At 51.8% G+C, this 17,535-nt stretch carries 22 protein-coding genes; 9 read left to right on the forward strand and 13 right to left on the reverse strand.

Translation table 11 applies throughout. The features are described 5' to 3' along the window. Window positions 1-38: 38 nt before the first annotated feature. The 5 genes from rsmI to rph all read right to left on the reverse strand — a co-directional run bounded on the left by rsmI (window position 39) and on the right by rph (window position 4,124). The gene (gene rsmI, locus HBA93_RS01585; protein WP_221722096.1) at window positions 39-944 is read right to left on the reverse strand and encodes a 16S rRNA (cytidine(1402)-2'-O)-methyltransferase; all 906 of its coding nucleotides are present in this window, start codon (window positions 942-944) and stop codon (window positions 39-41) included. 20 nt (window positions 945-964) lie between these two features. After that, a complete protein-coding gene (gene hemW, locus HBA93_RS01590) occupies window positions 965-2,176 on the reverse strand; it encodes a radical SAM family heme chaperone HemW (RefSeq protein WP_221722097.1) in 1,212 nt (403 codons plus the stop codon). Beyond that, complete coding sequence (gene rdgB / locus HBA93_RS01595; RefSeq protein WP_221722098.1) at window positions 2,176-2,829, reverse strand: RdgB/HAM1 family non-canonical purine NTP pyrophosphatase; 654 nt, start codon at window positions 2,827-2,829, stop codon at window positions 2,176-2,178. Before rdgB ends, hemW begins: the two co-directional genes overlap by 1 nt. Before the next feature lie 4 nt (window positions 2,830-2,833). Continuing rightward, window positions 2,834-3,244: a VOC family protein gene (locus HBA93_RS01600; protein ID WP_221722191.1), complete on the reverse strand. Its 411-nt coding sequence runs from the start codon at window positions 3,242-3,244 to the stop codon at window positions 2,834-2,836. A 163-nt stretch (window positions 3,245-3,407) separates the two neighbouring features. After that, window positions 3,408-4,124 (reverse strand): ribonuclease PH, encoded by a 717-nt coding sequence (gene rph / locus HBA93_RS01605; RefSeq protein ID WP_221722099.1) that lies wholly within the window; start codon window positions 4,122-4,124, stop codon window positions 3,408-3,410. 345 nt (window positions 4,125-4,469) lie between these two features. Here rph and hrcA point away from each other — a divergent pair, with 345 nt between their 5' ends. From hrcA to HBA93_RS01620, 3 genes are all read left to right on the forward strand, one after another. Further along, entirely contained in the window at window positions 4,470-5,555 is a 1,086-nt protein-coding gene (gene hrcA, locus HBA93_RS01610) for a heat-inducible transcriptional repressor HrcA (protein ID WP_221722100.1), read from the forward strand. Between the two features lie 106 nt (window positions 5,556-5,661). Continuing rightward, a complete protein-coding gene (grpE, locus tag HBA93_RS01615) occupies window positions 5,662-6,309 on the forward strand; it encodes a nucleotide exchange factor GrpE (protein ID WP_122094048.1) in 648 nt (215 codons plus the stop codon). A gap of 170 nt (window positions 6,310-6,479) precedes the next feature. Then, complete coding sequence (locus tag HBA93_RS01620; RefSeq protein WP_122094049.1) at window positions 6,480-7,139, forward strand: trimeric intracellular cation channel family protein; 660 nt, start codon at window positions 6,480-6,482, stop codon at window positions 7,137-7,139. A gap of 42 nt (window positions 7,140-7,181) precedes the next feature. Here HBA93_RS01620 and HBA93_RS01625 read toward each other — a convergent pair whose 3' ends face one another. Further along, window positions 7,182-8,204 (reverse strand): adenosine kinase, encoded by a 1,023-nt coding sequence (locus HBA93_RS01625; RefSeq protein ID WP_022710714.1) that lies wholly within the window; start codon window positions 8,202-8,204, stop codon window positions 7,182-7,184. Beyond that, window positions 8,195-8,353 (reverse strand): hypothetical protein, encoded by a 159-nt coding sequence (locus HBA93_RS01630; RefSeq protein ID WP_156831414.1) that lies wholly within the window; start codon window positions 8,351-8,353, stop codon window positions 8,195-8,197. The genes HBA93_RS01625 and HBA93_RS01630 overlap by 10 nt, the downstream gene beginning before the upstream one ends. 99 nt (window positions 8,354-8,452) lie before the next feature. Between HBA93_RS01630 and HBA93_RS01635 the strand changes: the two genes are divergently transcribed. Continuing rightward, complete coding sequence (locus HBA93_RS01635; protein ID WP_221722101.1) at window positions 8,453-9,172, forward strand: sulfate transporter family protein; 720 nt, start codon at window positions 8,453-8,455, stop codon at window positions 9,170-9,172. Between the two features lie 11 nt (window positions 9,173-9,183). Continuing rightward, the gene (locus HBA93_RS01640) at window positions 9,184-9,822 is read left to right on the forward strand and encodes an aspartate/glutamate racemase family protein (RefSeq protein ID WP_221722102.1); all 639 of its coding nucleotides are present in this window, start codon (window positions 9,184-9,186) and stop codon (window positions 9,820-9,822) included. Here the strand turns inward: HBA93_RS01640 and nth are convergent. Beyond that, window positions 9,819-10,544, reverse strand: a complete 726-nt coding sequence (gene nth, locus HBA93_RS01645) for an endonuclease III (RefSeq protein ID WP_221722192.1) — start codon at window positions 10,542-10,544, stop codon at window positions 9,819-9,821. The two genes, HBA93_RS01640 and nth, sit on opposite strands and share 4 nt — an antisense overlap. A gap of 152 nt (window positions 10,545-10,696) precedes the next feature. Here nth and HBA93_RS01650 point away from each other — a divergent pair, with 152 nt between their 5' ends. Both HBA93_RS01650 and HBA93_RS01655 read left to right on the forward strand, forming a co-directional pair. Continuing rightward, a complete protein-coding gene (locus tag HBA93_RS01650; protein WP_221722103.1) occupies window positions 10,697-11,203 on the forward strand; it encodes a DUF2244 domain-containing protein in 507 nt (168 codons plus the stop codon). A gap of 26 nt (window positions 11,204-11,229) precedes the next feature. Further along, a complete protein-coding gene (locus HBA93_RS01655) occupies window positions 11,230-12,111 on the forward strand; it encodes a ribokinase (protein WP_221722104.1) in 882 nt (293 codons plus the stop codon). Between the two features lie 46 nt (window positions 12,112-12,157). Here the strand turns inward: HBA93_RS01655 and HBA93_RS01660 are convergent, their stop codons facing one another. Beyond that, a complete protein-coding gene (locus HBA93_RS01660; RefSeq protein ID WP_121992266.1) occupies window positions 12,158-13,093 on the reverse strand; it encodes a nucleoside hydrolase in 936 nt (311 codons plus the stop codon). A gap of 222 nt (window positions 13,094-13,315) precedes the next feature. Between HBA93_RS01660 and HBA93_RS01665 the strand changes: the two genes are divergently transcribed. Both HBA93_RS01665 and HBA93_RS01670 read left to right on the forward strand, forming a co-directional pair. Next, window positions 13,316-13,756: an Hsp20 family protein gene (locus HBA93_RS01665; RefSeq protein ID WP_022710706.1), complete on the forward strand. Its 441-nt coding sequence runs from the start codon at window positions 13,316-13,318 to the stop codon at window positions 13,754-13,756. A gap of 144 nt (window positions 13,757-13,900) precedes the next feature. Then, complete coding sequence (locus tag HBA93_RS01670) at window positions 13,901-14,152, forward strand: BQ00720 family protein (protein WP_075654091.1); 252 nt, start codon at window positions 13,901-13,903, stop codon at window positions 14,150-14,152. A 76-nt stretch (window positions 14,153-14,228) separates the two neighbouring features. Here the strand turns inward: HBA93_RS01670 and HBA93_RS01675 are convergent, their stop codons facing one another. From HBA93_RS01675 to lptB, 4 genes are all read right to left on the reverse strand, one after another. Further along, complete coding sequence (locus HBA93_RS01675; protein WP_221722105.1) at window positions 14,229-14,669, reverse strand: NUDIX hydrolase; 441 nt, start codon at window positions 14,667-14,669, stop codon at window positions 14,229-14,231. Between the two features lie 130 nt (window positions 14,670-14,799). Next, the gene (ptsN, locus tag HBA93_RS01680; RefSeq protein WP_028233579.1) at window positions 14,800-15,264 is read right to left on the reverse strand and encodes a PTS IIA-like nitrogen regulatory protein PtsN; all 465 of its coding nucleotides are present in this window, start codon (window positions 15,262-15,264) and stop codon (window positions 14,800-14,802) included. A 592-nt stretch (window positions 15,265-15,856) separates the two neighbouring features. Next, complete coding sequence (hpf, locus tag HBA93_RS01685; protein ID WP_022710703.1) at window positions 15,857-16,447, reverse strand: ribosome hibernation-promoting factor, HPF/YfiA family; 591 nt, start codon at window positions 16,445-16,447, stop codon at window positions 15,857-15,859. 282 nt (window positions 16,448-16,729) lie between these two features. After that, complete coding sequence (gene lptB, locus HBA93_RS01690) at window positions 16,730-17,512, reverse strand: LPS export ABC transporter ATP-binding protein (RefSeq protein WP_121992267.1); 783 nt, start codon at window positions 17,510-17,512, stop codon at window positions 16,730-16,732. Window positions 17,513-17,535: the final 23 nt, after the last annotated feature.

The raw sequence follows: 17,535 nt of genomic DNA on the forward strand, positions 1-17,535 counted from the left end.
TCACACTTTTGGGAGACATGCGCGGCGGGTTTGACGCATCAGTTATTCGCCTTCAATATCATCAAACGCTGATACAGCTCGCCTTTTTGTTTACCGGTCATACGGGAGGCTTCACCCGCAGCTTTAGACGGTGAAAGCTCCTGTGCAAGCGAGAGCAACAGAGCATCAATATCCTGCTCGGTCACCGGTACGGAGTTTTGCAATGGCGCACCGACCAGCAAAACCACTTCACCGCGAATACGGTCTTCACCGTCATATTGCTCGCACAGCTCACCCAAAGTCGAGGTTGAGAAAGTCTCATAGGCTTTGGTCAGTTCACGGCACAAAGCGGCAGGGCGATCCGCGCCGAAAACGGCTGCCATATCCTGCAAAGTATCCGAAGCACGGTTGGGTGATTCAAAAAAGATCAACGTCGTATCAATGATCTTGTAGGTTTCAAGCTTGTTGCGGCGCTGCCCCTGTTTAGAAGGCAAAAATCCGCAAAACATGAAACTGTCAGTCGGCAGACCGGAGGCCATCAAAGCCGCCATCACCGCAGAAGCACCAGGCACCGGCACCACTTTATAACCGGCATTGCGGGCTTCCTCGACCAGACGATAGCCCGGATCAGACACCAACGGTGTACCGGCATCGGAAACCAGTGCCACGCTTTTACCGGATGCCAGTGCCTCCAGAATTTTCGGACCGGCTTCAGCAGCATTATGCTCGTGATAGGCAATAGGACGACGGGCAATCGCAAAACGGTTGAGCAAAACACGGGTGACGCGTGTATCCTCGCAGGCCAGCACATTGGCGGAAGCCAACACTTCCAGCGCCCGCAAGGTTATATCACCGAGATTACCGATCGGCGTGGCGACAATATAGAGCGCAGGCTCAATCGGGCGGGCGCGGAAAGTCTGCTCCCCGACCACATAGCTGCGCGTTTCCTGTAAATTGTCTTCCACAACATATCCTTGTCTAAGATTTACGCAGTCAGTTCAGCGACCAGCGTATTGAGCAGCAAAGCACCATCCGGCGTGGCGCGCAGGTAACTACCATCCAGCAGCTCCAGAAAATTCTGTTCCTGCAACTGAGCAAGCCGCTGCGGTTTCAGACCATGGCCGGTCAGTTTCTGATAGCGGTTAAGATCAACGCCCTCTTTCAGACGCAGCCCCATCATCAGAAACTCATCGCCTTCCTGTTCTGCTGTCAGATATTCTTCTTCAATAATACCGTGACCGGAGGCTTCAACCTTATCCACCCATGTTTCCGGATGTTTCTCGGTAATGGTCACCGTGCGTGTGCCGTTCTCACGGAAACGTCCATGCGCACCAGGGCCGACGCCGACATATTCGCCATAGCGCCAATAGACCAGATTATGCTGGGACTCGCGCCCTGCAACCGCATGGTTGGAAATCTCATAGGCCGGAAGCCCCAGTTCTGCCGTCACGCGCTGGGTTTCTTCATAAAGTGCGGCGGCATGATCCGGCTCCGGCGTGGTCAGCTTGCCAGCCTTCCAAAGATTATAGAACTGCGTGCCTTCTTCAATTGTCAACTGATAGAGCGACAAATGATCGGCTGCGAGGGCTACAGCCTCGCGCAATTCCGCATTCCAGTCAGCAATTGTCTGGTCAGGACGGGCATAAATCAGATCAAAAGACAAGCGCGGGAAAATCTCACGTGCCAGACCAATCGCCACTTTTGCCTCGGCAACAGAATGCAACCGCCCGAGACGCTTGAGATCGCGGTCATTCAGCGCCTGTACACCGAGCGATACACGATTGACACCGGCAGCGCGGTAGCCACGAAAACGGTCGGCCTCCACACTGGTCGGATTGGCCTCCAGCGATACTTCAATATTCTCGGCAACGGACCAGTATTTGGCGATACCGTCCAGCAAAGCGCCGACGGTTTGCGGCTGCATCAGCGATGGTGTGCCGCCACCAAGAAAGATACTGGTAACAGTGCGTGGTCCTGTCCGCTCGCGCAAAGTCGCCATTTCACGCAGAAAGCTCTGCGCAAAACGCGGCTGATCCACCGGCTGATGCCGCACATGCGAGTTAAAATCGCAATAAGGACATTTGGCCATGCAGAACGGCCAATGCAGATAAATGCCGAAAGCATGATCCCCGTCTGCCTGCAAGATGGGCAGCGGGTTCACACTATTTGCATTAGCGACAGCAGACAGGGACTGCATTATTTAACATCCGCCATGGCAAATTTTGCTTCGGCAAACAATTTGAATGCGCGTGCACGATGCGACAAGGCATGCGCATCACCCGGTTTCCAGCCATGTTTTTCCGTCGCGGTCATTTCACCGAATGTCTTGTCATAACCATCCGGCAGGAACAACGGATCGAAACCAAAGCCGTCATTGCCGCGTGGCGTAACAATCTGGCCTTCCACTTCACCGCGGTAATATTCTGCATGACCATCCGGCCAGCACAGGCAGATCACGGAAACAAAGCGGCCTTTACGCTGTTCCGGCTGCAATGAGCCTGCGGCTTCAAGCTTATCGATGACTTTGCCCATCGCCATATTGAAATCGCGGCTGCCATCCGGTAGTTCTGCCCAATTGGCTGTGTAAACACCAGGCTCACCGCCCAGCGCATCAACCATCATACCGGAATCATCCGAGAGAGCCGGCAGACCGGTAGCTTCAGCCGCAGCAAAAGCTTTAATGTAAGCATTCTGTTCAAAGGTTGTACCGTTTTCATCCGGCTCAGGCAGACCAAGCTGACCGGCGGACTGGGTATCAAAACCGAATGGCCCGATCAGATCCGCAAACTCTTTCAGCTTGCCTGCATTGTGACTTGCAACAACCAGTTTGCCTTTGCTCAGCTCTCTCATCAGTTTATCCATTATTCCATAATTTGGGTTCAGCGAATTCCAGTGAATTACCTGAAGGGTCGCGGATGTAAAGGGAGCGCGCGCCATTCGGCCAATCAAATTCACGCTCAATCTCTATGCCATGCTTCTCAAAATGCTGCCTCCAATCCGCGATGTCCTCGCGGCTGGCGGCAAAACACATATGACCTGCGCCGGTCGTACCGTGGGTCGGGATCGGTAGCGCACCTTCCGGCGCCGGTTTTACAGTCTCTTTTGCATCAAAAATCAGCAAAACTCCTGTACCGCAGCGAAAAAATGCATTGCGATGATTATAGGGCAATGCCAGTTCCAGCCCCAGAATATCGCGGTAGAACTGCACCGCCTCTTCGATATCACGCACATAGAGCGCAGTTTCAAGAATATGTTTCGGTTTCAGCTGCTCGTTTTGCATTATGAATCTCCTGCCGGTCATCATTGTTACGGAAATACTCCGGCCTGTTTATAACAGGTTCCGGTTTGACCTCCGCTCACGATCGGGTGAATTATCCAATTAAATTATTGGATAATTCAGAATGCATTCAGAGCAGCCTGTTTCCGAATTAAGAAACAGCCATTTTCTGCAGGTCAACCAGACGCTTGATACCGTTGCGTGCCAGCACCATCAGCGCCGCAAACTCATCATCCGTGAATGGCTCACCTTCGGCAGTACCCTGCACTTCAACAATACCGCCGCGACCGGTCATTACGAAATTCGCATCAGCTTGTGCGGATGAATCTTCCGGATAATCCAGATCGATCACCGGCACACCTTCATAAATACCGCAGGAAATAGCAGCAACATGGTCTTTGAGAACCTTGTCGACCTTCACCATCTGGCGGGCTTCCATCCAGCGCAGGCAATCATGCAACGCAACCCAGCCGCCGGTAATCGCCGCAGTACGGGTGCCGCCATCAGCCTGAATAACATCGCAGTCAACAGTGATCTGATATTCACCCAGAGCCTGCATATCCACAACAGCGCGCAATGAACGGCCGATCAGACGCTGAATCTCCTGTGTGCGACCACCCTGTTTACCGCTGGCGGCTTCACGACGCATACGATCGCCGGTTGAGCGCGGCAGCATGCCATATTCCGCCGTGACCCAGCCTTTACCGCTGTTGCGCATCCAGCCCGGAACCTTTTCTTCAAGGCTTGCGGTGCATAGCACATGAGTGTCGCCGAATTTGACGAGGCAGGAGCCTTCCGCATGTTTGGAAATACCGCGTTCAAAAGAGATTGCACGCATTTCGTCCGGAGTGCGTTTGGATGGACGCATGGATTTTCCTTTTAAAAACAATGCTGCATAAAAATAAGACAGCAGCCTGATTATAATCTGATAACACCTTTGAAAGGCATTTGTTTTGCTTCTAGAGCAGTTTCAGGAAAAGTGGAACCGCCTTCGCGGGGAAAATAGTTCGCCGGACTATTTCCCTACCCCGCTACGACCCGTCCGAAACTGCGTCAGGTAAAGAGGCGAAGTGGTTTCAAAATGAACCGCTCTGTACCGAAGTGACCAAATTTAAAGGAAAATCGGCGACTAATCATGCAAACAACTGATCCTGCCCTTTGCCCGCGCATGACAATAGCCTATATATTGCTCATAAACGGAGCAAATTGACGAATGATCAGATCAGAGCGTGCCGATAATCTGCATGCCCCTTTACAAGTGCTGGATCAGCGGTCGCGCGATATTTTCCAGCGCATTGTTGAGAGCTATCTGAATGACGGTGAGCCGGTCGGGTCACGTAATTTGTCACGTCTGCTGCCCCTGTCTTTATCTCCTGCTACCATCCGCAATGTAATGAGCGATCTGGAACATCTGGGACTGGTATATTCGCCGCATATTTCTGCTGGACGCATGCCGACCCAGTTGGGCTTACGGTTTTTTGTCGATGCCTTTATGGAGGTCAGCGACCTGCCTGCCGATGAGCGCAGCAGTATCGAACATCAGGTGCGTGCTGCCGGACATAATAATTCTGTTGAACATGTCCTGACTGAAGCCAGCCAGATTCTCTCCGGCCTGTCACGCGGCGCCGGTCTGGTGCTGGCCACCAAGGCCGAAGGCGCACTCAAACATATTGAATTTGTACGCCTTGAACCAACCCGCGCTTTAGCTGTGATGGTTACCCAGAGCGGTGATGTGGAAAACCGTGTTATTGATCTGCCTGCAGGTGTCACCTCTTCGCAGCTGATCGAGGCCTCTAATTTCCTTAATGCCCATATTCACGGCAAAACCCTTGCCGAAGCCCGTGCACAGATTGCAATCTTACGGGAAGAAACCCGTCAGGCACTCGACAGCCTGTCTCAGCATCTGGTGGAACAGGGGCTGGCAGTGTGGAGCGGCGCGGCCAGCGATCAGCAAACCAGACTGATCGTGCGCGGACGTTCCAATCTTTTGGAAAACATCTCCGCACAGGATAATCTGGAGCGGTTGCGCCTGCTATTTGACGATCTGGAAACCAAAGAGGGAATGATCCAGCTGCTGGATCTGGCCGAATCCGGTTCCGGTGTGCGGATTTTCATTGGTTCGGAGAATAAACTATTCTCTCTGTCTGGTTCCTCATTGGTGGTTGCCCCCTATCGCGACTCCGAACAACGGGTCATCGGCGCGCTTGGTGTGATCGGCCCCACAAGACTCAATTATGCCCGTATCGTACCGATGGTGGATTATACGGCCTCGCTGGTTTCCCGTCTGTTGCGGGGTTAAAACCGGTTTCACCCTGTTAATTTGCCGCGCCACAGAGCGATGGCCTTGATTTTCAGCACACAAACATCGATATCCCAGACAATATGATTCAAGACGGAAGAGAATAATGGCTGACGAAAAGAAAAACGGCGAAACCCCAGATCTTGGACAACGCGACCTGAATAATCCGCGTGACCGCGATGCTCTGAAGCGTGCCGCTGATGATTTTCTGAAAGCGCGCAAGGATGAAGCAGTTGCTGAAGCCGCAGAAGATGATGCTGCCGCGGAAGATGCCATCAACCCGCTTGCCGAATTGCAGGTGGAAAATAATGCGCTGAAAGACCAGATGATGCGTCTGGCTGCCGATATGGAAAATCTGCGTAAACGCACTGCCCGCGAAATGCAGGACGCGAAAGCCTATGCGGTGACCAATTTTGCCCGCGATATGCTTTCGGTTTCCGACAATCTGCGCCGCGCGCTGGATGCTATTCCGACAGATGCACTTGCTGAAGACACAGGTCTGAAAGCATTGGCTGAAGGCGTGGAAATGACTGAACGCGCAATGATCAATGCGCTGGAACGTCATGGCGTGACCCAGCTGTCGCCGGAAGGTCAAAAATTCGATCCGAATTTCCATCAGGCGATTTTTGAAGTGCCTAATACCGATGTGCCGAATAATACGGTCGTTCAGGTTATGCAAACCGGCTATGCCATTGGAGACCGCGTTCTGCGTCCGGCCATGGTCGGCGTTTCACGCGGCGGTCCTAAAGAATAAAATATTCTGACATTGCGGCTTAACATCTGTTTCAGTCGCTCAGTGTAAAGACAAAAACGGGCGCAGGGCTTTCCTTGCGTCCGCTTTTTATTGGACTGAATTTTCATAAAATTGCGCTACACAAGCATAAGCAACCCGGTACGATTTGCTTAATAAAAGGAGGACAAGACATGACATTTATCGATTTTATCGACTATGCCGGTGTCTTTGTCTTTGCCGCAACCGGTGCGCTAGCTGCCTCGCGCTGCCGTCTTGATATTATCGGCTTCATCTTTCTTGCCAATATGACCGCCGTCGGCGGTGGCGCTCTGCGTGATCTGATGCTGGGCAATACACCGGTTAACTGGGTGCGCGAGCCGCTCTATCTGCTGATCGGCACCAGTGCTGCGATTCTGGTCTATTTCACCGCGCATCGTGTTGAATCGCGTTATCGTATTTTGCTCTGGCTTGATGCCATAGGTATGGCGATGTTCAGCGTGATGGGCGCAGAAAAGGCACTGCATCTCGGTTTCAATGCATGGGTGGCCATCGTTGCCGGTATTTTCACCGCAACAATGGGCGGCGTCTTACGCGATGTGGTGGCAGGACAACCGTCCGTATTGATGCGTCGTGAAATCTATATTTCCGCAGCGCTTGCCGGTGCCTGTACGTTCGTGGCGCTGAGCGCGCTCAATGCACCGATTACATTCTCTGTGCTGGCCGGTACCGGCATCGCCTTTCTGATCCGCGGCGGTGCCTTGTATTACGGCTGGGTACTGCCTGCACACAAAGCGCGGCGCGGACGCACAGAAGAAGAACTCAAACGCGACGGCATTGTGCGCGACGAATGAAAACGGGAAGTAATATCTCCCTCCCCGTTTCGTTTTATGTCTTTAGCTGGCTTTTATAAGACCCGCCTGCGCAGCAATATCTTTCAGATTATTCTGCGGACGCGGGCCGATTTGCTGGATAACAATACCGGCAGCCAATGAGCCGAACGCACCGCATTCTTTCAGCTGATAATCATTGGTATAGCCATAGAGGAAACCGGCGGCATAAAGATCGCCTGCACCGGTTGTATCGACCAGTGCGTCAATTTCGATCGCCTGCACTTCCACTGTTTCATCACCACGCAGAATGATCGAGCCCTGTTCGGAGCGGGTCACTGCAGCCAGTTTGCAATCGGCACGCAAGGCTTCGAGCGCACTCTCAAAAGATGAGGTCTGATAGAGCGATTTAACCTCCGCCTCATTGGCGAAAACAATATCGACAGTACCGGAGCGCATCAGATCCAGAAACTCATCACGGTAACGATCCACACAGAACGGATCGGATAGGGTCATAGCCACTTCGCGGCCATGCTCATGGGCGATTTTCGCCGCCAGCAAAATTGCTTCTTTGGCGCGTGGCGGATCCCACAAATAACCTTCAAAATAAACCAGTTTGGATGTGCTGACTTTAGAGCTTTCAATATCTTCAATACCAAGCTCCACGCAGGCACCGAGATAAGTATTCATGGAACGCTCGCCATCGGGCGTCACAAAAATCATGGAACGGGCGGTTGGTACCCCTTCCTGCAATGGTGCCGTATCAAACGCCACACCCTGACTACGAATATCATGTGTAAAAATCGTGCCGAGCTGATCCATCGCAACTTTGCCAAAATAGGCAGAGCGACCGCCCAGACTGGCCACACCTGCCGCAGTATTGCCTGCGCTGCCGCCCGATGCTTCAATCGCAGGGCCTTTGCGGCTGTAAAGCAGCTCGGCTCTTTCGCTGTCGATCAAATTCATAGCACCTTTGATAATGCCGTTATTGACCAGAAAATCATCTTCGGTGCGGGAAATAATATCAACAATTGCATTCCCGATGCATAACACGTCATATTTGGCGGCAGAAATGGCTTTTACTCCCATAAAAACTTCGCTGCGGATGGCCGGAACTCAGCCCTCGCATCCATTGCGGCACCAGTTCTATCTATGGAATGTGTTTTTTGCCAGTGCAGAAAAGCGTTTTCGTTTTCATCAATACAGCGGGCGATCTGTAAAAGCTCATCTTGTTGCACCTGTACAGGCTCCCTATCTATCGGAAAAAGAGCGCATCCCGAAAAGTGTAAAGCGGTTTTCGGATAAGATGCGCGCCAGACAAAAAAGACGGAGCCCCGATGATCCTCACCGCCGCGCTTAATGCCCTCTACCGCCTGCCCTCACCGGAGTTCCGCTCAGTCCTGTGGAAATCGCTCGGCCTGACCCTGCTGGCGCTGATCGCATTATGGGCACTGGCACGGCAATTCTTTTTCTGGCTAGCGTGGCCGTGGTTTGAAAATATGCTGCCTGCCATGCCGGACTGGACAAGCTGGCTCGGCCTGTTGGCCGCGATTGCCGCCGGTTTTGTGTTGGCGCTGTTGCTCGCCTTTTTGATCGCACCGGTTACTGCATTGATTGCAGGTATGTTTCTTGATGATGTGGCAGAGATTATCGAGCGCGAAGATTACAGCAATGAACCGGCCGGCACACCGATGCCGGTTGGCCGTTCCCTCGTCTATTCGCTCAAATTTCTGGTAGTGGTCATCCTCGGCAACTTATTCGCACTGCTGATGTTGCTGATACCGGGCGTTAATCTGATCGCCTTTTTCATCGTCAACGGCTATCTTCTCGGTCGTGAGTTTTTTGAATTTGCAGCCATGCGCTATCGCGGTAAGGATGGTGCCAAAGCCTTCCGTGAAGAAAACCGGATTACAGTTTTTCTCGGTGGTCTGGTGATTGCCGGATTTATGGCGATACCGCTTCTCAATTTGCTGACACCGCTCTTTGCCGCCGCTATGATGGTGCATCTGCATAAAGCCCTGAGCGGTAAGAAACCGGTCACAAACAACCGAAACTGACAGAGAAACAGATGCGCATTGCCTGCCTGCATACGGCCGCCAGTAATATTGAAATTTTCGGGAAAACTGCCGCAGCCTTGCAGCTTGATGCCGGAGATATCAGCCATGCGGTTCACAGTGAGTTGCTGGAAGCGACAGAACAGCAGGGAGGCATTACGCCAGCCATTGAAACGGCAACGCTACATATCATTCAAAGCCTCATGACCGAAACCGATGCAATTCTTGTGACCTGTTCAACCCTTGGCGCGATAGCTGACAATGCCCGCGCCGGTTTTGCCAAACCGGTTCTGCGCACAGATCGTGCTCTGGCAGAGCAGGCTCTGGAGAGCGGTTTATCTGTGAGTGTTCTGTGCACTGCCCCGACAACACTGGAGCCGACGACAGAATTATTCCGTCAGGTCTTTGCCAATGCGCAGGTCACACCCGATATCAGGCTGATTGACGGCGCATGGGATTTATTCCGTGCCGGTGAGATCAAAGCCTATGAAAGAGCAATCGCAGATGCTGCGAACGCCGCTCATGATGCGGGCAGCCAGCTGGTGGTTCTGGCGCAAACCTCTATGGCAAATGCCGCTGCACTTATCCGTCACAAGACACACGTGCTTGATGCACCAACTGCCGCCCTGCGCCAGCTTCTGCACCGTGTTTAATCGTCGATCCGTTTCAGCGGCGCAGGAATAGTATTGGTTTTCTGTGCCGATTTACAAATATCGGCGATCACGCAATTGGCGCAATCCGGTGTACGGGCCTTGCAGACATAGCGGCCATGCAGGATCAGCCAGTGATGGGCATGCATCATAAATTCTGCCGGAATGATCTTCACCAGCTTGGCTTCGATCTCATCCGGTGTTTTATAAGGCGCAAGGCCGATCCGGTTGCCTATTCGCAGAATGTGCGTATCCACCGCCATTGTCGGCTGGCCAAAAGCCATATTGAGCACCACATTCGCGGTTTTGCGCCCCACTCCCGGCAAAGTCACCAGCGCATCACGGTCACCCGGCACTTCACCGCCGAAATTATCAATCAGCGCCTGAGACAGTAAAATTGCGTTCTTCGCCTTATTACGCCACAGGCCAATCGTGCGGATATACTCACCAACGACCTCTTCACCCAGATCGACCATTTTTTGCGGTGTGTCGGCAATGGCAAACAATGCCCGTGTTGCTTTATTCACGCCCGCATCGGTTGCCTGCGCCGACAGCATCACCGCCACCAGCAGCGTGAAAGTGTTGACGTGCTCAAGCTCACCTTTCGGCTCCGGACGTTGCACAGAGAAACGCCGGAAAATCTCATGGATTTCTGCCGGTGTGTAAAGCGTGCCGCTGACACGACGCTGAGATTTTGCGGGAATCTGGGTCTGGTTGTTCTGCATGGCATTTATATAGTAAGCTATAAGCAAGAAGCCTATCTGCAAGCTTGCCGCAGGCTGGAGTGCCGCGCTCTTTTTCGGGCGTACAAAGGTTGCTCTAGCATTTTATGCCGACGAGCTTTTATCAACGATATGCGACCCCGAGAGTTATTGCCATGAATGCCCCCTACCATCCGGACGGTGCTGATCCGGACGCCTATGGCGCACAGTTTTTCAACGCGACCCTGCTTCCCTACCGCTCGCTTTCACCGCGCGGTTTTCAGATTATGATTCTAAGCTTGCTGCTGCTCTGGGCCTGTATCGGCATGGTCTTCATGCAGATCGGCGCATGGCCGGTGGTCGGACTGTTCGGATTGGACATTGCCCTGATCTATCTGGCTTTCCGGCTTAATTATTATGCCGCCAGACAACGGGAAGAAATTACGGTGTCACGCGAACAGCTGCTCATCAGACAAGTCTCCGCTTCAGGCCGTATTCGCGCATATCAGTTTAATCCTTTCCGCACACGGTTTCACATTACCCGCAAAGATGATATCGGCATTATCCAGATGCAGCTGCATAGTGACGGCAGAACGTTGGATATCGGCAGGTTTTTGCCGCCCGATGACCGCGAGAGCTTTGCAAGTGCTTTTTCCAACGCCCTGACACGCAGCCGCCGCTGACGATCGGGTTAAATACCGGATGTTTTATGATTACGATTATCGGCTCGATTAATTTTGACCTCATTGCCCGCAGTCCGAAACTGCCGGAGCCCGGTGAAACGCTCACAGGCAGAAACTTCTCAACAGCCGCCGGCGGCAAAGGTGCCAATCAGGCACTCGCTGCTGCACGTGCCGGCGCATCCGTACGCATGGTCGGTGCTGTTGGCGATGATGCCTTTGCTTCACAGGCTGTTGCTCTGCTGCGCGCTGATGGTGTTGATCTGTCCCGTGTCGCTACACGCGGCGATGCCACCGGTATTGCGCTCATCACTGTTGAAGACAGCGGTGAAAATACCATTATCGTTATTCCGGGCGCCAATGGTCTGGTTACGCAAGACGATGTGAACACTGCCGATCTGGATGGCGGCTATCTGCTGCTGCAAATGGAAATTCCGCTGCCGACGCTGGAAAAAGCCATCGCCGCATCCGAAACCAGTGACACAACCTGCATTCTCAATACCGCACCCTGGCGCGATGATGCCGCAAGCCTGCTGCCGCGCGCCGATATTATTGTTGCCAATGAAACGGAATTTGATCTGGCCAGTGTCCAGCTCGAATTGTCCGGTGACGACCGTCAAGCCAGAATGATCGATTTTGCCGAACATTATGGCCGCACCATCATTGTGACGCTGGGCGCGCAGGGCATTATGGTTGCAACGCCGGACGAGCATTACAGCCTGCCTGCACTGGAAATCAAACCGGTGGATACAGTTGGTGCCGGTGATACATTCTGCGGCTATCTCGCAGCCGGTCTCGACAGTGGCCTGTCTTTGCGTGATGCCTGCCAGCGCGCTGCAAAAGCCGCATCGCTCGCCTGCCTGAAAGCCGGCGCTCAGCCTTCCATTCCTTACGTGGCAGAAGTCCAATAAAATAAAAGGCCGGAGATTTCTCCGGCCTTTTTTATCGTCTCTATATTTAAAGCGTTGCGATACGCTCGGTCAGCAATGTGAAGAAACCTTCATGGTCAACATCACGCATCACAATTGCATTTTTCGGGCGTTTGGTAACACCCCACCAATCGATTACCGACATACCGAGGCAAAGTTCGGACGCCGTTTCGATCTCAACATTGCAATGACGGCCTGAATAGAGTTCCGGCTTCAGCAAATAGGCAATCACATTCGGATCATGCAACGGTCCGCCGTCTGTGCCGTATTTTTCCTCATCAAAGCGTTCGAAAAACTCCAGCATTGCCACGCAGGCATCACCCACCTTGTTACCAAGCGAGCGGAAAGCCTCAATACGTTTTGCGGTTGTCAGCGCCTTATGGGTTACATCCAGCGGCATCATTACAATCGGCACACCGGAGGCATAGACGACTTTCGCCGCTTCCGGATCCACATAGAAGTTGAACTCAGCGGTCGGCGTAATATTGCCGCCTTCAAAGAAACCGCCGCCCATCAGCACGATTTCCTGAATGCGCGAGGCAATTTCAGGAGCCTTATTCAGCGCCAGTGCAATATTGGTCAAAGGTCCGAGAACACAAAGCGTGACTGTGCCCGCAGCTTCATGCAACAAAGTTTCAATGATGAAATCCACACCATGTTGCTTGTGCAGTTTCATGACCGGCTCAGGCAGATCAGGACCATCGAGACCGGTGCGGCCATGGACTTCCTCTGCAGTGACCAGCGGGCGAACCAGCGGCTTGGACGCGCCTGCAAAAACCTTTGTCTGCGGCTTGCCTGCCAGCTCGGCAATTTTCAGAGAATTATTCTGCGTCAGCGGCAAAGGCACATTACCGGCCACAGCAACAATACCCAGCACATCCAGCTCCGGACTTGCCAGTGCCAGCAGAATTGCCAATGCATCATCCTGCCCCGGATCTGTGTCGATAATAATTTTGCGGGCCATCAAAGCCATCCCTTTCATCAAAAAATCTGCGCATGGTGTCATGTGAACCCATGAACTTTCAGGCGCACTATAAATGCAGTGAAATTATTTTCAGCACGAATCTTGAACGATAACGCACATATCAGCTGTTGCTCTTGAAGTGGAGCTTTTCTCAAGCCATATAAAGAACAGGAAAACGCCGCTACGGGTTTTCCCCAAACGGTCGCTCTTAAGGACTGAACAATGACCAGACTTACACCTTTCTCCAGCCCGCTGCTGCTGGGTTTCGATACGATGGAAAAAACGCTGGAACGGATTGCTAAATCCGGTGACGGCTATCCGCCATATAATATCGAAAGACTGCGCAGCTCTGCGCAGGATCAGGAACAACCGGTTCCTGAGAAATTGCGCATCACGCTTGCTGTTGCCGGTTTTTCTGACGACGATCTGGAAGTTACGACTGAAGATAACCAACTGGTTATCCGCGGACGGCAGACTGATGAATCTGAGCGGGAATATCTGCATCGCGGCATTGCTGCACGTCAGTTTCAGCGTGTTTTTGTGCTGGCAGACGGTATGCGCGTGGTCAACGCGGAACTAAAAAACGGATTATTGTCGATTGATCTCGACAGACCGGAACCAGAACGCCTCGTCAAGCGTATTAGTATAAACGTGAAAGAGTGACCGTTCTCAGGATTATAAAAGAACTGTAAAGGGTTCATTGTTATAATCAGCTCCGTGGTTGCAGTTTTATCGGCTGATAAATGCAACTGCAAATGCTCTCGAAAGGCAGCGTCAATTTTGAGCTGCCAGGACAGGAGGCCTAAAATGACTGCTGACAAACACATTTTTACAGAATTCGAATTTGCCCATCTCGGCGAAGGTGAAATCGCCTATTTGCGCAAAGTTCGCTCCGAAGATTTGTCACGGCGCTTCCCTGCATTACCACCAATGGCGCCGGGCATGGAACTCTGGGCTCTCTTCGGCGCCAGCGGAACCCCGATCATGCTTTCCGATATGCGCGCCACAGCATTGGCCGGAGCACAGGAACATGAACTCCACACTGTGATGCTGCATTAAAGCACATCCTGACAAATGAAACCGGTTAAACACATTACAACCCGCCTGTCTTACAGGCGGGTTTTGTTTATGATGATCAGAGCCGTATATGGTGCAGCAGTTCCGCCATACCATGGCCGAGACGCTGTCGTGCCGATTCATACGGCAACCAAAACAACCGAAACAGAATTGGTCCACTGCCATCGCAAGCATGTAGCTCATGATGTTCCCAGCTTTCCGGATAGGTTCCCTGAAAAGCCGCATGATAATAATAGCGACGCATAGTATATTCTTCATCGCCCTCCTTCAGACGAAAATCAATTGTTCCCAGAAACGCTAATGGTTTATCCGCCGTCAAACCAGTTTCTTCATGGAGTTCGCGGCCGGCAGCAATCAGCGGATCCTCACCCAGCTCAATTGTCCCGCCCGGCACCTGCAGCCCGATATGCAAGGAAGCAGGCTCTTCAAAAACCAGTACACCTTGAGGACTGGTCACATAAATCATTGCTTTCAGAACAGGTTTTGAAAAAACAGCCATAGCAACATGCCTTTTTAAAAAACAAACAAAAATGAATATGCTTTAAAATGAAAAATACCGTGCTGCACAGGGCAAACACGGCATTTTAAATTCAACTCAACCCTGCTTAATCAACAGGACTGTCAGCTTTTCAGGCAGCATTGGATGCAGGTGGCGCAATCAAAAATGAATGCAGTGCCTGCGCATCAACGGTGCCGCGCAATTTAGCAACCATATCCGGATCGCGCAGCAAACGCGCAATACGGGACAGCGCCTTCAGATGATCTGCACCTGCATTTTCCGGTGCAAGCAACAGAAATACCAGATCAACCGGCTGATCATCCAATGCTTCAAAATCCACCGGCTGCTCAAGACGCGCAAAAACACCGGTAATTTTACTGATATTCGGCAGTTTGCCATGCGGTATCGCGATGCCGTTGCCAACACCGGTAGACCCCAGACGCTCACGCTGAGTCACAGTTTCAAAAACTTCTCGCTCAGAAAGACCTGTGAGTTCAGCAGCCTTCTCAGCCAAGATCTGCAATAATTGCTTCTTGGAGCTTGCCTTCAGCGAAGGGATAATCGCCCCTGGCTGAATCAGATCGCTAAGATCCATTTTCTCCATTCCTTCTCTCATGCGGAGTAATCATCTCCGTAACCGGGAGGTGCAGTGATCTACTGCCCATTCAACAGATACTCAAGTCAAATTCGCGATTCTACTCACACTTTTCACGCATCAACTCCGTAACGCATTGATTTCAATCATAAATAAAAATTAAAAAAAGATTACAATACGCATTCACTGACGCCTGCTTTGCGGCATTCCGCTCAAGGTACACCAGTAACACAAAAATTCCTATCTCTAGATATCGTGAATAACAGCTGCAAACTCGCAGAAGTCAGAGCAGAAAATATTAATTGCTTTTTTATATGTTATTTCAGTGAGTTAAAATATGAGAAAAATTTCAAGTTTTTCTGGAGCGGCTTACATTCAGATTGAATCTCAGCGCTCGCCTCAGATTCTTTACTGGTCGCATTCTCAAAGCAGCCCAATTGAATCAGTTTGATTGCGAAATGCTCTGGTCAGCGCATAAACCTGCCTGAAAATGAAAAGAGGCAACCAAATCGCCACTTCAATAACCTGTTCCGGAAAAGTAAAACCCCGCCATCTGCAGATTCGCAAATAGCGGGGCTTGTTCAGTTCAGCCTTATATCCGGGCTGCCTGTGCGACTCTGGACGGATCAATCCAGCCAATATTGCCATCCGGACGACGGTAGACAATGTTGACTTCTTCACTTCCTGCATTACGGAAGACCAATACAGGATGCTCTGTCAGATCAAGCTCAACAACAGCAGATGCAACACTCAGCGTGCGCAGGGAAACGGATGATTCCGCGACGATCGTCGGCGCATAATCCTCAGGAAGATCATGATCTTCGTCGGGAGCCGGTTCCATCACGCTATAGGCGATATTCTGATGATTATTGCGCGCTGACTGAACCAGAGAACGGGACTTGAGGCGGCGCATATAGCGGCGCATCCGTGTCTCCAGCTTTTCAGCCGCTGCGTCAAAAGAAAATTGCGGATCCTGCGCTTCTGCAGAAGACTGCAGAGTCGCTCCGGTATCCAAATGCAAAGTGCAATCCGTAGTAAAACGGGAACCTGATTTAACGACTGTAATTGTACCGGAAAAGCCACCTTCGTAATATTTGCTAACAGCATCACGGACACGGTCTTCAATTCTGATGCGGAAAGCATCACCGATGTCCATATGTTTACCCGAAACGCGGAGACTCATGTGGCAGTACCTCGCTGTCTATATTCGAACACCTCAATCTAACCACAAGCGAAGGCATTGCGCAAAGCGAACTGACATAAAATAAAATAAACTTTGCATGTACCAAAAGAATATGCGGACAGCTCTTTGATTGACACAATCAGTCACTATATAAGCGTCTGCCGAAAATTCAGGCGAAATAGATGCCCGCAATCAAAATCATCAATGTTTTCAAATAAATTCGGGAGCAGAAACTGCTCCCTGGATTCGCTGACCTGTAGCTCTTAGCGTAAAATTCTGAACTTACAGAGTAAACTGATCACCCAGATACAATCTGCGTACGTCAGGATTGGCGACAATTTCTTTCGGGCGGCCATGGGTGAGCACCTGTCCCGCGTGAATAATATAAGCGCGGTCAATCAGGCCGAGTGTTTCACGTACATTGTGGTCGGTAATCAAAACACCGATGCCGCGACTAGTCAGGTGGCGCACAAGCTGCTGAATATCCGCAACCGCAATCGGATCCACACCGGCAAAAGGTTCATCCAGCAGCATAAAATTCGGGCGGGATGCCAGCGCACGGGCAATTTCGAGACGACGGCGCTCACCACCCGACAGTGAAATCGCCTGTGCCTTGCGCAGATGCGTGATATGGAATTCTTCCAGCAGTGCATCCAGCTCAACAGCGCGCTTTTTGCGGTCTTTTTCGACCACTTCCAGCACAGCCTTGATATTATCCTCTACGGAAAGACCGCGAAAAATCGAAGCTTCCTGCGGCAGATAACCGATACCAAGGCGTGAACGGCGATACATCGGCATGGATGTCACATCAAAACCGTCAATCTCAATCGTACCGCTGTCGACCGGCACCAGACCGGTCACCATATAGAAACAGGTGGTTTTACCGGCACCGTTCGGGCCAAGAATGCCGACAGCCTCGCCGGCACGCACACCAAAGGACACACCATTCACAACCTGACGGCCGCGATAACTCTTGCTGATGCCTCTGGCAACCAGCGTTCCTTTAAGCCGTGATAATTCCTGAGGCGGACGTTGTCCTTCCGCACCTGCAGACTGCGCCTGCAAATTGCCCGCAGCATCGGCAACGG

The sequence above is a fragment of the Ochrobactrum sp. SFR4 genome (assembly GCF_019730395.1).
Lineage (GTDB): Bacteria > Pseudomonadota > Alphaproteobacteria > Rhizobiales > Rhizobiaceae > Pseudochrobactrum.